Raw genomic sequence first — 14,830 nt, 5'->3', positions numbered from 1 at the left:
TTTATGGTGGTTTTTGAAGGATTGTCGGAGTCTTACACTTCGCTAATGAATGCGGCTAAGGAAGCGATGTCAAGAGCATACGTTCCTTATTCAAATTTCCAAGTTGGAGCAGCATTGCTTGACGATGAGGGCCAAGTCCATTATGGTTGCAACATAGAGAACGCAGCTTACAGTCCAACAAACTGTGCAGAGCGTACCGCATTATATCGCGCAGTAGCGGATGGAAAGCGTCCGGGACAATTCCAAGCGATAGCTGTTATTGGCGATACGGATACTCCAATCGCGCCATGCGGCGTTTGCCGCCAAGTTCTAGTTGAGCTATGTTCACCAGAAATGCCTGTCATTATGGGGAATTTAAAAGGTCAATGGACGATCTCAACCGTTTCAGGCATATTGCCGGGTGCCTTCACGCCGGCTTCATTAGATAATAGGGAGCGTTAAACAAGAATATGAATCAAAAAACATCAAATGAACGCAGCAACAAAAAATTTCGGTCCGGTTTCGTAGCTATAATCGGCAGGCCAAATGTTGGTAAATCAACGCTGATGAACCATCTTATCGGTCAAAAAATTGCGATTATGTCAGATAAGCCACAAACGACACGGAATAAAATTCATGGTGTTTATACGACAAACGACACACAAATCGTGTTTCTTGATACACCTGGTATTCATAAACCACAATCCAAGCTTGGGAATTATATGATGCAAACCGCGGAAAGCGCGCTTCGTGAAGTAGAAGCAGCGCTCTTTCTAATCGATGCGTCAGAGGGACTTGGCGGCGGTGACCGTTTTATTATTGAACAGCTGAAAAAAGTGAAAACACCTGTTTTCCTAGTTATGAACAAAATCGATAAAGTAGAGCCTGAACAGCTGCTGCCGATGATTACGCAATATAATGCATTGCATGAATTTGCGGAAATTATCCCAATTTCAGCGCTTAAGGGCAATAATGTGGAAACCTTGCTTGAACAGCTGACACGTTATTTGCCAGAAGGACCACAGTATTATCCAGCAGATCAAATTACTGATCACCCTGAGCAATTTGTTTGTTCGGAGCTTATTCGCGAGAAAATACTGCATATGACGCGTGAGGAAATTCCGCATTCAATTGCAGTGACAATTGAGGATATGCGCGTTAAGGAAAATGGAGTCGTCTATATTGGCGCGGTTATTTTTGTAGAGCGTGATTCTCAGAAGGGGATCATCATTGGCAAAAAAGGCGATCTGCTGAAGGAAGTTGGCAAACAAGCGCGAAAAGATATCGAAGCGCTGCTTGGCTCACGCATATTTCTTGAGCTGTGGGTAAAAGTGAAGAAGGATTGGCGCAATCAGGAGCGCGTACTGAAGGATCTTGGTTACCGGAACGAATAAGCATAATTGACGTATTTTGTTAAGGATAGACATGAACGGTTTATCGCATCCTATTAACGTCTGAAGCAGCATTTCAGGGGACGGAAAGGGATGAATACGTATGCGGAATTTTTCGTGGAAGTATTTTACGTTGACCGGGGATGTCGAGTCTTTCATGTTATACAAGGAAATACACCAATACGGAGCAGAAGGCAGCTCCGATGCGTTAGTAGGAAATCAGGATGAGCTTGCCGAGCTGGACCTCGAGGACACATCTGTCTAACGTATCAATGGCATTATTTGAATCGGTTGATCAAGTATAGAGCTTTTGTGTTTTTAACAGCTAAACGTATGTTTGCCGCCATGGGACGGTAAACATACGTTTCTGCTTTCAGGGGAGAGTTTGCATTATGTTGTATCGTGTCGAGGGAATTGTGCTGCGAAGCATGGATTACGGGGAAGGCAATAAAATTGTTACACTGCTGACGAAGACAAATGGAAAAGCGGGCGTACTTATACGCGGAGCGAAAAAGGTGAAAAGCAAACATTCTTCGCTCGCACAGCCGTTTACATATGGAGAGTTTGTTTATTTCCGAAGCAGCGGGCTTGGCACGCTTAATCATGGTGAGATTATTGAATCTCACCATGTTTTGCGTGAGAAGCTTGATTTGGCTGCTTATTCCTCTTACGTAGCAGAATTGACGGATCGTTCCATACAGGACGACGAGGCAACGGGCTTTTATTTTGAACAGCTAAAAGCATGTCTTTCAGCACTTCAAGAAGGCAAAGACCCGCAAATCGTTTCTCATCTTTATGAAATGCGCATTTTGGACTTGTCTGGTTATGCTCCTGCACTTGATGAGTGTGTAAGCTGCGGTAACGTTGTAGGTCCTTTTAAACTTTCTCCCTATGCGGGTGGAATATTATGCTCGCGTTGTACTGGCAAAGATCCTCATGCGGTTTCGCTAGGTGAGGGTGCTTATAAGCTGCTTCGTTTGTTCCGCAGGATGGATATGAGAAGACTTGGTTCAATTCAAGTGAAGCCTGAGACAAAAGCAGAGCTTAAAATTGCTATGCGTAAGCTGTTAGACACTCATTTAGGAATGCAGTTGAAGTCGCGCAATTTTCTTGATCAGCTCGATAAATTAATGTAAAGAAATTCATTTCTTGAAATGGGTGCTTTTGGTTTGTTATCGGTCTCAAGACGGAGGGAAGGCTCATTCCTCTGCATGATTTCATCATCTAAGAAATTGATTTATGATAGATGAGGTTGTTTGAGATTCATAGTAATTGGAGGGGTTGACCTGATGTCTACAGGACAAAATAGACTGGGCTTTGTTGTGGCCGGACTTTTGCTGGGTATACTGGTCGCATCAATCGATAATACGATTGTATCGACAGCAATGGCAACGATTGTATCCGATCTAGGCGGCTTGGACAAATATGTATGGGTTACATCTGCATATTTGGTAACAGAGATGGCAGGCATGCCGATTTTCGGGAAATTGTCTGACATGTATGGGAGAAAACGTTTTTTTGTTTTAGGTATTTCTTTATTTCTAATCGGCTCTGTTCTTTGCGGAACGGCTGAATCGATTACGCAGCTGACCATTTACCGTGCTATTCAAGGTATTGGCGGCGGTGCGATGATGCCAATTGCCTTTGCAATCGTATTTGACATTTTTCCAGCAGAGAAACGCGGTAAAATGGGTGGATTGTTCGGTGCTGTATTTGGTACCTCAAGCTTGTTTGGACCGCTTGCAGGCGCATACTTAACGGAATATATCAATTGGCGCTGGATCTTTTACATCAATGTACCCATTGGTCTTGTGGCACTTGCTTTTATCGTTATTTATTACAAAGAGTCGCTTTCTCATGCCAAGCAAAAGATCGACTGGTGGGGAGCAACGACACTTGTGGGCTCTATCGTCTGTCTCATGTTTGCACTTGAGCTCGGTGGAACTGAGTTTGCTTGGGATTCACTGCAAATTATTGGTTTATTTGCTGGCTTTGCGGTTTTACTCGGCATATTTCTTTTCGTGGAAACGAAGGCAGCAGAACCAATCATTTCGTTTAATATGTTCAAACAAAGACTGTTTGCAGCAAGTACAGGAGCGGGCTTGTTCTACGGAGCGGCGTTTATTACAGCAGCTCTATATATCCCGATGTTTGTCCAAGGCGTATTCGGCGGAACAGCGGTTAGTGCAGGTTTAACTCTACTGCCTATGACCTTGGGATCAGTTATTGCGGCGCAGCTCGGTGGTTTATTAGTTAACAAAATGTCCTATCGCAGCGTCATGATGATTTCAGCTGTTATTTTTATTACAGGTATTTTCTTGCTATCCACCATTACGCCGGAAACAACAAGATTTATGTTGTCCGTGTATATGTTCTTAACTGGATTTGGTATCGGCTTCTCATTCTCTGTGCTTGGTATGTCCTCCATTCATGGATTCGATATGAGGCAAAGAGGAAGCGCCACATCTACGATGTCCTTCATTCGTTCATTAGGCATGACAGTGGGGATTACGGTATTCGGCATTATTCAGCGTAACCACTTTACAAAGGGTATGACAGATGCTTTTGCAGGTGGGGAAGGAACGGCTCCGATGACAGAAAATGCACGTGAGCTGTTATCGCCGGAGAAGCGTGCGGAAATACCGGCTCCAGTCATGGAGAAAATTGTTGCCGCTTTGTCAGATTCAGTATCAACAACGTTTGTTTGGTCTATTGTTCCCGCAGGCTTCGCATTAGTTTGTGTTTTGATGATGGGGAATACGGGTATGAAAGATATTATTGGCAAACGTGACGGAAAAACGTCTAATACAGACGAGATTCGTGCACATTAGCGGATTTATTATGATACCTAGGAACGATGTTTGACAATTGGCATAAAGAAGCATAAAATAATGCAATATGAATATTGGGCAGTGATGGAGAAAGTAATCGTTTTAAGCGGACTTGGTTAGCGAGCTGGGGAAAGTGAAAGCCCAGACGGTCAAAACGATGAAAAGGCACTCCGGAGTCGTATACAAGCAAAGAGGGCTAGCTCTTAAGGAGCTGACCAAGTAGGGTGGAACCGCGGGATTACAACTCTCGTCCCTACGTCTGGGAGCAGGCGTAGAGACGGGAGTTTTTTGCGTATAAACGCCTTTGCCTGCTTCGCTTTTACGGACACAAAACAGAGGAAGAAGGAGAGGGTCAGTTATGAATTTTCAAAAAATGATTTTGACTTTGCAGCAGTTCTGGGCTGAACAAAATTGTATTCTCGTACAACCTTATGACGTTGAGAAGGGTGCAGGAACGATGAACCCTATGACGTTTCTACGCTCGATTGGTCCAGAGCCTTGGAATGTTGCTTATGTGGAACCATCAAGACGTCCAGCGGACGGTCGATACGGTGAGAACCCAAACCGTTTATACCAGCATCATCAATTCCAAGTTATTTTGAAGCCATCGCCTGACAATATTCAGGAGCTTTATTTGGAAAGCTTGAAGCAGCTAGGCATTGATGCACTTGAGCATGATATCCGTTTCGTAGAGGATAACTGGGAATCGCCAACTCTTGGCGCTTGGGGTTTAGGCTGGGAAGTATGGCTGGACGGCATGGAAATTACGCAATTCACTTATTTCCAACAGGTTGGCGGCATTGATGCTAATCCTGTCGCTGTAGAGATCACATATGGTATGGAGCGTTTGGCTTCTTATATTCAACAAAAAGAGAATGTGTTTGATTTGGAGTGGGTTGAAGGAGTAACCTACGGTGACGTCTTCAAACAACCAGAGTATGAGCATTCCAAATATACATTCGAGACATCGGATACAGCAATGCTGTTCTCATTATTTAACATGTATGAGCAGGAAGCTCAAAAAACGATGGAGCATCATCTTGTGTTTCCAGCGTACGATTACGTATTAAAATGCTCGCACACCTTTAACCTGCTCGATGCGCGCGGCGCAATCAGCGTAACGGAGAGAACGGGCTACATTACACGGGTAAGAAATTTAGCGCGTGCTTGCGCATCGACATACTACGAGGAAAGAGAACGTCTTGGATTCCCTTTGCTGAAGAAAGGAGTGGAGCAGCATGACTAGAGATTTGTTGCTTGAAATCGGACTTGAAGAAGTGCCTGCTCGGTTCGTTCGCGGTGCGATGAACCAGCTAAAGGATAAAATGGTGAAGTGGCTTTCGGACTCCAGAATCGAACACGGCGCTGTAAATGTGTATGCTACACCACGCCGAATTGCTGTTCTAATCAACGACGTAGCTGAGAAGCAAACGGATATGAATGAGGAAGCTAAAGGCCCTTCTCGTAAAATTGCTCAAGACGACCAAGGCAATTGGAGCAAAGCTGCTCTTGGATTTGCTAGAAGCCAAGGCGTTGAGCCTGAACAGCTGTATTTCCAAGAACTAGCTGGCGTTGAATATGTTTATGCTACCAAAAGCAGCATCGGTACAGACACAGCAGCGGTACTGCCAGATGGCTTGCTCAGCTTGATTACTTCGATGTCTTTCCCGAAAAACATGCGTTGGGGCAATCATGAGCTAAAGTTTGTTAGACCGATCCGCTGGTTGGTTGCACTATTTGGTCAAGATGTGATTCCTTTTGAAATTACAGGAGTACAAACTGGCAATACAACACGCGGACATCGTTTCCTTGGCAATGATGCTACTGTACAAGAACCTGCTCAATACGCCCAGCGCCTGCGCGAACAGCATGTTCTTGCTGATGTCAGTGAACGTGAAGAGCTGATTGTAGCTCAGATCGATCGTCTGGCCAAAGAAAAAGGCTGGGAAATTGCAATAAAGGAAGACTTGCTTGAAGAGGTTGTATTTTTAGTTGAATATCCAAATGTATTGTTTGGCGGCTTCGACCCAGCATTTCTTAACATTCCGCAAGAAGTGCTTATTACATCGATGCGTGAGCATCAACGGTATTTCCCGGTATTCAACAGCGAAGGAGAGCTTCTTCCGTTTTTCGTCACGGTTCGCAACGGCGATCTTAAGTCGATCGAGCTAGTATCGAAAGGTAATGAAAAAGTACTGCGCGCAAGACTATCGGATGCCAAATTCTTTTATGAAGAAGATCACAAGCTGACGATAGAGCATGCTCTCTCGAAGCTTGAGAATATCGTATATCACGAAGAACTAGGCTCAGTAGCTGACAAGGTAAGACGCATTCGTGCAACAGCTGATCTTCTGAGCAAGCATTTGCTGATCGATGAGCAAACGTCCAGCGACATTAGCCGCTCAGCTGATATTTGCAAATTTGATCTCGTATCCCAAATGGTTTATGAATTCCCTGAACTGCAAGGCATTATGGGGGAAGATTATGCTCTTAAAGCAGGAGAGCGAGCTTCAGTGGCGAAAGCCATTAATGAACATTATCAGCCGCGTTTTGCCGGAGATCTAGCACCATCTGAATTAACAGGTGCAATCGTAAGCTTAGCGGACAAAATCGATACCATCGTTGGTTGTTTCTCAATCGGCATCATTCCAACAGGCTCGCAGGATCCTTATGCCCTTCGCAGGCAAGCAGCAGGTATCGTTCAAATTATTTTGGCGCACGGCTTGAAGCTGGAGCTAAACGATTTGTATGATGCGGCGCTATCCGTACATGAGAACCGCGGCCTTAAACGCGACGCTGCTGAAATCCGCAAAGATCTTTCTGATTTCTTTGCGCTTCGCGTTAAGAACGTATTGTCCGAGCAAGGCGTTCGTTATGATGTTGTAGACGCCGTTATGGCTTCTGGTTTTGCAGATCTGAAATCGACCATCGAGCGTGCGAGCGTCGTTCAAGCGCTTGCTGCAAGCAGCGACCGCACTGAATTTAAGCTAACTGTCGAGCAATTTAACCGTGTCAGCAATTTGGGCTCCAAAGCTGCTGGTGCAGCGGTTGATCCAGCTTTGTTCGCAGAACAGGTGGAAACAGAGCTGTATCAAACATGGCTAGCGCAGCGTCCAACGTTTAAACAAGCGATTGATGAGGGAGATATTTCAAGAGCGGTACAATCTTTATCATCGTTGAAGCCGTTTATTCATAACTATTTTGAGAATGTTATGGTCATGGCACCTGATGAGGCTGTTCGTGCGAATCGATTGTCAACGCTTGCTGGTATCGCAGAAGATATTGCGATTATCGCAGATTTCTCGAAGCTCGTTTGGTAATTGAGTCCGTAAGGAGGATGATAGATCATGTCTCGTTCTAATCCCGAAGTAATCGTATATGTCGTCTCCGATGCAGCTGGTGATACAGGGGAGCTTGTTGTACGCGCAGCAATCGCGCAATTTCATCCACTTCATACCGATATCCGCAGAGCCCCTTTTGTAACGGAAGAGGCAGGCTTGCTGCGGATTATTGAGCAGGCGCAGCAAGTTGATGCAATAGTGATCTATACACTCGTTATTCCGCATCTTCGCGACAGCATGAAAAAGTTTGCAGAGGCATACAGCGTAACCGCGATCGATCTTTTGGGATCTTTTATCGAGACGCTGGAGAAGCGGACTGGGCGGAAATCACGTCAAGAGCCTGGTCTTAATCATGTGCTTGATGCCAATTATTTCAAAAAGGTAGATGCTGTAGAATTTGCGGTAAAATATGATGATGCGAGAGATACATCCGGCGTACTAAAAGCAGATATTGTACTCGTTGGCGTATCACGCACGTCAAAAACGCCTTTATCGATGTACCTCGCGCATCAGAAGTTCAAAGTTGCTAATGTGCCGCTAGTCCCTGAGCTAAAGCCGCCGGACGAATTGTTTAAGCTGCCAAAACGCAAAATAATTGGGCTTACAATAGGTGTTCCATACTTAAATACAATACGGAAAGAACGCCTTAAAGCACTTGGCTTACCGAATAATGCATCTTATGCGACTCCTGATCGTATTGAAAAGGAACTGCTTTATGCCGATACTATTATGAAGCAGCTAGGCTGCGTTGTGATTGACGTATCACATCGAGCTGTTGAAGAGACAGCAAGTTTGATTATGGAATATGTACGTTTGCCATAATGTCAAGCGGAAGGATTTTTTAGAGTTATGCCGTATATAATAGTATAGGAAAAGAATTTGAAACCGAGCGGTGATTTTCTATTCGTCAACAAAAACCTACCATTGTGGTCGATGCGGATGCATGTCCGGTAAAAACGGAAATTGGTGAAACGGCAAGACTCTTTTCTGTAGGAGTGCTTATGGTTGCTTCTCACGACCATCGGCTGGAGCCTCAGCCTGGTGTAGATATTGTACAGGTGGACCGAAGCAATCAATCTGTCGATCTATACATTGTGAACCATATTGTGCGTGGAGATATTGTCGTTACACAAGATTTTGGACTGGCATGCATTGCAATCGGCAAAGGCGCTGTCGTATTGTCTCCTCGCGGAGAACAATATACCGATGAGAACATTGATTATTTGATGGAACGTAGACACGAACTTGCGAAACGTCGCCGTACCGGAGGCAAAACAAGAGGGCCAAAAGCGATGAACAACGACGATCGTGCACGGTTTCAACAAAAGTTGACAAAAGTTTTACGAAATGAGCAGGAGAACCATGACGTATAGCGAATATTATTTACGTGTTACTAGGATGAAGGTGATGAACGATGACATACGGTAATAAAATACCGGAAGAGGTCATTGATGCGGTTCGCAAGCATTATGACATCGTAGAGACGGTCGGGAAATATGTTCATCTCACGAAGCACGGCAAATATATGAAGGGGTTATGTCCGTTCCATTCGGAGAAGACTCCCTCATTTACAGTGACGCCGGAGCTCCAAATTTACCATTGCTACGGCTGCGGTAAGGGCGGCAACGTTATTCGTTTTTTTGAGGAAATGGAAGGTTATTCGTTTCCTGAAGCTGTTCGAGTGCTGGCGATGGATGCGGGAATGCCTGTAACCTGGGCATCACCAGATGGAGTGAAGTCCACGCCGCATGATGCAGACCGAGCCAAGATCATTGAGGCGCATGAGCTGACAATTAAGCTATATCATCATGTGCTGAATAACACGAAGCAAGGACAAGCGGCAAAACAATATTTGCGGGATCGCGGACTTAGTGATAAGCTGATTGATCATTTTATGATTGGTTACGCTCCTGAGGAATGGGACTTGCTGGCCCGGTTTTTAACGAATCGTGGGTTTGATCTTGCATTGATGGAAAAAGGCGGATTGCTTTCGGCTAAATCTGACGGGAGTGGATATGTGGATCGGTTTCGAAATCGCATTATGTTTCCGATATGGGATCGAGACGGCAAAGCTACCGCGTTTGCGGGTCGCATTATAGGCGAAGGACAGCCGAAATACTTGAATACCTCGGAAACGATGCTGTTTACGAAAAGCAGAACACTTTACAATCTGCACTATGCGCGGCCATCTATTCGAAAGAGTAAGCAAGTTGTATTGTTTGAAGGTTACATGGACGTCATTAAATCATGGAGCGCTGGCGTAAAAAATGGAATTGCCACGATGGGAACGGCTTTGACCGAAGAACATTGCGCTATTCTAAAACGACAAGCCGAAGAAGTCATTGTATGTTATGACGGTGATGATGCAGGACAAGCAGCAGCATTCAAATCAATTCCGATGCTTGAAAGCGCAGGCCTCAAAGTATCGGTGGCGATGCTTCCGAAAGGAAAGGATCCCGATGATTATATAAGCGAATATGGTCCGGAGTATTTCTTGCGAGAGATAATGGATCAGCCGGTATCGGTGACAAAATTTAAGCTTATATATTCAAGGAAAAACCATATACTGCTAAAAGAAGAAGGTAGAAAGAACTATCTGCTTGAAGCGGTACAAATTGTTGCAGAGCTTGATTCTTCAACAGAACGCGAGGTCTACCTGAAGGAAATTTCACGAGAGTTCGAAATCTCACTGGATGCTTTGAAACAGGACTGTCATCAAATTAGACAGGAGCTGCAAAAAAAGAAACCGCAAGGGGATAATAACGACAATTCGTGGAATAATGGTAGGAATGAAAAGCCCCGAAAGTCTGGACCACCTACTCTTATGCCTGCTTTCACACATGCAGAACGAAGGTTGCTGCACGTTATGATGCGGGATCGAGAGGTAGCGCAATCGGTTCATGAACGACTCGGCGATGCGTTTAATGTAGAGGATCACGCAGCTCTTGCTGCTTATTTATACGCTTATTTTGCACAAGGCTATGATCCGGATGTTAGCCGCTTTATTGCAACGCTGCATGATGACCGATTAGAACGTACAGCTGCATCGATTTTGATGATGGACGGTGACTTTCCGTTCGATGATACGATGATGGACGCATATATCCAGGACATTATTAAAGTACCGCAGTATCGTGATATTGAACGCAAGAAAGAAGAAATGGTGCGTGCTGAGCGTACCGGAGATTTTTTGGCAGCAGCACAAATAGCAAGTGAGATTATAACCCTAGAGAGACAGCTCAAAGGACGACAGGAAGATCGTTTCTAGGGGGGAGGGAGTCGGAATATGGCGAATGATCAACATACTGAACTAGATACCGAACAAAAACTGGATCATGTGAAGGACCAATTGATTGAGCAAGGCAAAAAGAGGTCATCTTTGACGTATAAAGAAATTATGGATAAGTTGGCTCCGTTCGATCAAGACCCTGAACAAATTGATGAATTTTTCGAACAGCTCGATGATTTTGGGATTGAGGTACTGAACGAAAATGACGAAGAAAATCCACTCGCTGCCCAAGGGGAAGAGCAAGAGCGCGAACAGGACGACTTTAACTTTGATGATGATCTAGCTTTGCCGCCGGGTATAAAAATTAATGACCCGGTACGTATGTATTTGAAAGAAATCGGTCGAGTTCCACTACTTTCTGCAGATGATGAGGTTGAACTTGCACAACGTATCGAGAATGGTGATGAGGAAGCAAAACGTAGACTTGCGGAAGCGAACCTGCGGCTTGTTGTCAGTATTGCGAAACGTTATGTAGGTAGAGGCATGTTGTTCCTTGATTTGATTCAAGAGGGCAATATGGGACTTATTAAAGCAGTTGAGAAGTTTGACCATCAGAAGGGCTTCAAATTCAGTACGTATGCAACATGGTGGATTCGTCAAGCGATCACTCGCGCCATTGCTGACCAAGCACGAACAATTCGTATCCCGGTTCATATGGTGGAAACGATCAACAAGCTAATTAGAGTATCACGTCAATTGCTCCAAGAACTTGGACGCGAACCGACACCGGAGGAAATTGCTGCGGAGATGGAGCTAAGCACCGAGAAGGTTCGCGAGATTATGAAGATCGCACAAGAACCGGTATCGCTTGAAACTCCAATCGGGGAAGAAGATGATTCTCACCTAGGTGATTTCATTGAAGACCAAGAAGCTCTTGCTCCAGCAGATGCTGCTGCGTATGAGCTGCTTAAAGAGCAACTGGAAGACGTGCTCGATACATTGACTGAAAGAGAAGAAAATGTACTTCGTCTTCGCTTCGGACTTGATGATGGACGCACGAGAACGCTTGAGGAAGTTGGCAAAGTGTTTGGTGTTACGCGTGAGCGTATTCGTCAAATTGAAGCCAAGGCACTTCGCAAACTGCGTCATCCAAGCCGCAGCAAACGTTTGAAAGATTTCCTCGAATAAAAAAACTTGATGTTTAGTATATTGACCTTTCTGCTCGTGCAGCGAGGTCTTTTTTCTAAAATGCCAACCTCATACATACGGACTTGTGCAGGCAAGACAAGTCGACCGAAAGGATAGCGGGATTTTATGAACCAGGATCGTCGGCAAATTATCGTGAAAGAAATTGATCATTGGCGCCGAAGCAAGCTGCTGCCAGATCAATATTGTGACTTTCTGCTGAATTTGTATGCTGATCAAGATACGATCCAAACAACTAAAGAACAGCATCATACAGTTGGAAAAGCAATCGCCGCAGTACAACGAGCAACAGGTATGCAATGGCTACTTACATTTGGAACTTTTACCTTAATTTCCTTTGTTGTGCTTTATTTTAACGAATTTCATCCGTTATTGCAAATGGCTGTTGTGGTCGGCGCGGTGGCTGTTTTTTTACTTACGGGACAGCGACTTCGCAGCCGCAATGAGTCGGCTGGATTGGCAATAACAAGTACGGGAATGCTCCTCCTTCTAGGCGGGGGATTGTATATGTTGAATCTGCATGCTATTGATCATTGGGGCTGGAAAACAGGCTTATTAGCCTTTTGTTCGATCTTTTGGGTTGTTTACGGAATTAAGGCTCGCATTCCTGCCCTTCATTTAAGTGGATGGTTGGCGGCTATACTTGTTTATGCGTGGCTGCTGTCACAATTTATGCTGGATTCGAAATGGTATGAGGTGCAGCTGTACTGGCTGCCTATTGCTTGTTTATTTGGCTGGAGCAGTTGGTTTGTACATCGCTGGTCGAAGCCGGTATCTGCTGTTTTGTTTGCAACCTGCGCGCTCGTGTGGTTTATGCCTGAGCTATACTCGGTCATGTTCGTAAATGATGCGATTTTGTTGCAGCTGCAGCTCATTGTCAAAATAGCGATAGGCGGCATAATATTATTTTCAATGCGAAAACAATGGATGGTGTGGGTTGTATAATGTTAAAACTATCAAGGCGTCTGCAGAAGATTGCAGATTACGTAACCACGGGCTCGCGTGTAGCTGATATTGGCTCGGATCATGCGATGCTCCCCGTATATTTGCTGCAAATCGATAAGTGCCCTACAGCGATCGCAGGAGAGCTGAACCTCGGTCCCTATGAGGCAGCGAAGAAGCAAGGTGCTGCTGCTGGAATGACTGCTCGTTTGACAGTCCGACAAGGCGATGGCCTGAACGTGCTTCAGCCTGGTGAGGCTGACACAGTCACAATCGCCGGTATGGGCGGCAGCCTTATGAGCGATATATTGGAGGCAGGCCATGCGGCGGGCAAGCTTGAAGGGGTTGTAGAGCTTGTGCTGCAGCCTAATGTAGGTGAAGAAGTCGTACGCGAATGGCTATTGAAGCATAATTGGTATCTAGCTGCAGAAAGCATTCTTGAAGAAGACGGAAAAATTTATGAAGTAATGCACGCCATACGTGCATCGGATGCTAAAGCGCGCAATAGTGAGCTTTATGATGGCAGCTTCTTGAAGGTTAAGCTTGCGGCTGACAAGCTATTTGGTGTTTTGAAGCAAATGGGTCCGTATTTGCTTCGCGAGCCGCAACCTGTATTGTTTAAAAAATGGCGTCATGAGCTGAATAAGCTTGAGCGTATTTGTGATCAGCTGGGTGGATCAGATCTTGCTGAATCAGCGAGTAAACGCGAGCAGTTTCAGGCGGAGATGAACGTGATTGAGGAGGTTTTACAATGCTTGCCAATGGACAAACCGTGATCCAGTTAATGGAGCAGCTTGCGCCTAAGCATTATGCGGTTGAGAATGACAAAATCGGCTTGCAGCTTGGCACATTAAATAAACCGATTAAGAAGATCCTCGTTGCATTGGATGTGACGGATGCTGTTGTTGATGAAGCGATCGAGCAAGGTGCTGAGCTTATTATCGCTCATCATGCGATCATATATCGGCCGCTAGCCAAGCTGGATACATCAACTGCGGCAGGGCGCCTATACGAGAAGCTTATCAAAAACGACATTGCCGTTTATATTTCACATACCAATCTTGATGTGGCAGATGGCGGAATAAATGATTGGCTCGCTGATTTAATCGGTATCGTGCCGGATAACCGTCAGTGTTTGGAGGAAGTACATACGGATAAGCTGTACAAGCTTGTTGTATTTGTACCAGAGAGCCATCACGAGCAAGTACTTGAGGCTATGTGGCGTGCAGGAGCAGGTAAAATTGGCAGCTACAGCAACTGCAGCTTCAATATAAAGGGGACAGGAACATTTATTCCTGGACAAGGAACGAACCCGTTCATTGGCGAGGAAGGAAAGCTGGAGCATGCTGATGAGATTCGGATTGAAACGATCGTGCCTCACAGTGTCCACCGTAAAACGGTCCAAGCTATGCTCAAAGCACATCCGTATGAAGAGGTTGCTTATGATTTATATTCAGTCGATTTAAAGGGCAGATCATTTGGACTGGGCAGAGTCGGCAAGCTAGCCGAGCCGACGACACTGGGTGAGCTTGCAGAACAAGCGAAGCAATTGTTTGATGTTCCAGCAGTGAGAGTCGTTGGAGCACTCGACCGAGTCATTCGCAAAGCCGCTGTACTCGGAGGAGCAGGCGGCAAGTATGTACGCCATGCTGTGTTTTCCGGTGTCGATGTGCTTGTTACTGGAGATATTGATTATCACACGGCACATGATGCGCTGGCTGCAGGAATGACGATCATCGACCCTGGTCATAACATTGAAAAAGTGATGAAGCAGAAAGTTGCAAATTGGTTGAATGAACAACTTGTGAGCAGTAAATATGAAACGACAGCGGTTGCTTCTTCCTTGAACACAGAACCGTTTACTTTTGTATAGTTAAATTATTGTTAGATTGGAATGGCATTGAGGGTTGA

Annotated in this window: 14 protein-coding genes; all 14 read left to right on the top strand. The window is 45.1% G+C overall.

The genetic code is table 11. The annotated features are described in order from the left end of the window. Nucleotides 1–3 precede the first annotated feature (3 nt). The 14 genes from cdd to AC0VYE_RS21325 all read left to right on the top strand — a co-directional run bounded on the left by cdd (nt 4) and on the right by AC0VYE_RS21325 (nt 14,792). Entirely contained in the window at nt 4–441 is a 438-nt protein-coding gene (gene cdd / locus AC0VYE_RS21390) for a cytidine deaminase (protein ID WP_441881069.1), read from the top strand. An 8-nt stretch (nt 442–449) separates the two neighbouring features. After that, nucleotides 450–1,373 carry a GTPase Era gene (gene era / locus AC0VYE_RS21385; protein ID WP_054024225.1) on the top strand — a complete coding sequence of 308 codons (924 nt, stop codon included), beginning with the start codon at nt 450–452 and terminating at the stop codon, nt 1,371–1,373. A gap of 100 nt (nt 1,374–1,473) precedes the next feature. Further along, nucleotides 1,474–1,635 (top strand): YqzL family protein, encoded by a 162-nt coding sequence (locus AC0VYE_RS21380; RefSeq protein WP_076266896.1) that lies wholly within the window; start codon nt 1,474–1,476, stop codon nt 1,633–1,635. A 127-nt stretch (nt 1,636–1,762) separates the two neighbouring features. Further along, a complete protein-coding gene (gene recO / locus AC0VYE_RS21375) occupies nt 1,763–2,506 on the top strand; it encodes a DNA repair protein RecO (RefSeq protein WP_475442822.1) in 744 nt (247 codons plus the stop codon). A gap of 153 nt (nt 2,507–2,659) precedes the next feature. After that, nucleotides 2,660–4,201 (top strand): MDR family MFS transporter, encoded by a 1,542-nt coding sequence (locus AC0VYE_RS21370; protein WP_076266898.1) that lies wholly within the window; start codon nt 2,660–2,662, stop codon nt 4,199–4,201. A gap of 358 nt (nt 4,202–4,559) precedes the next feature. Then, complete coding sequence (gene glyQ, locus AC0VYE_RS21365) at nt 4,560–5,447, top strand: glycine--tRNA ligase subunit alpha (protein ID WP_076266899.1); 888 nt, start codon at nt 4,560–4,562, stop codon at nt 5,445–5,447. Beyond that, a complete protein-coding gene (gene glyS / locus AC0VYE_RS21360) occupies nt 5,440–7,521 on the top strand; it encodes a glycine--tRNA ligase subunit beta (protein ID WP_475442821.1) in 2,082 nt (693 codons plus the stop codon). Before glyQ ends, glyS begins: the two co-directional genes overlap by 8 nt. A 27-nt stretch (nt 7,522–7,548) precedes the next feature. Then, nucleotides 7,549–8,364 (top strand): pyruvate, water dikinase regulatory protein, encoded by an 816-nt coding sequence (locus AC0VYE_RS21355; protein ID WP_076266901.1) that lies wholly within the window; start codon nt 7,549–7,551, stop codon nt 8,362–8,364. An 80-nt stretch (nt 8,365–8,444) separates the two neighbouring features. Beyond that, nucleotides 8,445–8,915, top strand: coding sequence for a YaiI/YqxD family protein (locus AC0VYE_RS21350; RefSeq protein WP_144376704.1), 471 nt, complete (start codon nt 8,445–8,447; stop codon nt 8,913–8,915). A 41-nt stretch (nt 8,916–8,956) separates the two neighbouring features. Further along, on the top strand, nt 8,957–10,810 hold the full coding sequence (gene dnaG, locus AC0VYE_RS21345) for a DNA primase (protein WP_076266903.1): 1,854 nt from the start codon (nt 8,957–8,959) through the stop codon (nt 10,808–10,810). A gap of 18 nt (nt 10,811–10,828) precedes the next feature. Continuing rightward, nucleotides 10,829–11,959, top strand: a complete 1,131-nt coding sequence (gene rpoD, locus AC0VYE_RS21340; RefSeq protein ID WP_053376806.1) for an RNA polymerase sigma factor RpoD — start codon at nt 10,829–10,831, stop codon at nt 11,957–11,959. 126 nt (nt 11,960–12,085) lie between these two features. Continuing rightward, nucleotides 12,086–12,922 carry a hypothetical protein gene (locus tag AC0VYE_RS21335; protein ID WP_076266904.1) on the top strand — a complete coding sequence of 279 codons (837 nt, stop codon included), beginning with the start codon at nt 12,086–12,088 and terminating at the stop codon, nt 12,920–12,922. Next, nucleotides 12,922–13,695, top strand: coding sequence for a tRNA (adenine(22)-N(1))-methyltransferase (locus AC0VYE_RS21330; protein ID WP_475442820.1), 774 nt, complete (start codon nt 12,922–12,924; stop codon nt 13,693–13,695). Before AC0VYE_RS21335 ends, AC0VYE_RS21330 begins: the two co-directional genes overlap by 1 nt. Then, complete coding sequence (locus AC0VYE_RS21325) at nt 13,671–14,792, top strand: Nif3-like dinuclear metal center hexameric protein (RefSeq protein WP_475442819.1); 1,122 nt, start codon at nt 13,671–13,673, stop codon at nt 14,790–14,792. The genes AC0VYE_RS21330 and AC0VYE_RS21325 overlap by 25 nt, the downstream gene beginning before the upstream one ends. Nucleotides 14,793–14,830: the final 38 nt, after the last annotated feature.

The organism is Pristimantibacillus sp. Z349TD_6 (assembly GCF_056173205.1).
The sequence above is the reverse complement of the archived record's forward strand: the minus strand, read 5'-3'. Positions and strand labels throughout refer to the sequence as shown.

What these genes read in the sequence shown, in the direction of transcription:
- AC0VYE_RS21325 (WP_475442819.1), top strand. Translation starts at nt 13,671, where the DNA reads ATGCTTGCCAATGGACAAACCGTGATCCAGTTAATGGAGCAGCTTGCG.
- recO (WP_475442822.1), top strand. Translation starts at nt 1,763, where the DNA reads ATGTTGTATCGTGTCGAGGGAATTGTGCTGCGAAGCATGGATTACGGG.
- era (WP_054024225.1), top strand. Translation starts at nt 450, where the DNA reads ATGAATCAAAAAACATCAAATGAACGCAGCAACAAAAAATTTCGGTCC.
- dnaG (WP_076266903.1), top strand. Translation starts at nt 8,957, where the DNA reads ATGACATACGGTAATAAAATACCGGAAGAGGTCATTGATGCGGTTCGC.
- AC0VYE_RS21380 (WP_076266896.1), top strand. Translation starts at nt 1,474, where the DNA reads ATGCGGAATTTTTCGTGGAAGTATTTTACGTTGACCGGGGATGTCGAG.
- rpoD (WP_053376806.1), top strand. Translation starts at nt 10,829, where the DNA reads ATGGCGAATGATCAACATACTGAACTAGATACCGAACAAAAACTGGAT.
- glyS (WP_475442821.1), top strand. Translation starts at nt 5,440, where the DNA reads ATGACTAGAGATTTGTTGCTTGAAATCGGACTTGAAGAAGTGCCTGCT.
- AC0VYE_RS21370 (WP_076266898.1), top strand. Translation starts at nt 2,660, where the DNA reads ATGTCTACAGGACAAAATAGACTGGGCTTTGTTGTGGCCGGACTTTTG.
- AC0VYE_RS21335 (WP_076266904.1), top strand. Translation starts at nt 12,086, where the DNA reads ATGAACCAGGATCGTCGGCAAATTATCGTGAAAGAAATTGATCATTGG.
- cdd (WP_441881069.1), top strand. Translation starts at nt 4, where the DNA reads ATGGTGGTTTTTGAAGGATTGTCGGAGTCTTACACTTCGCTAATGAAT.
- glyQ (WP_076266899.1), top strand. Translation starts at nt 4,560, where the DNA reads ATGAATTTTCAAAAAATGATTTTGACTTTGCAGCAGTTCTGGGCTGAA.
- AC0VYE_RS21355 (WP_076266901.1), top strand. Translation starts at nt 7,549, where the DNA reads ATGTCTCGTTCTAATCCCGAAGTAATCGTATATGTCGTCTCCGATGCA.
- AC0VYE_RS21330 (WP_475442820.1), top strand. Translation starts at nt 12,922, where the DNA reads ATGTTAAAACTATCAAGGCGTCTGCAGAAGATTGCAGATTACGTAACC.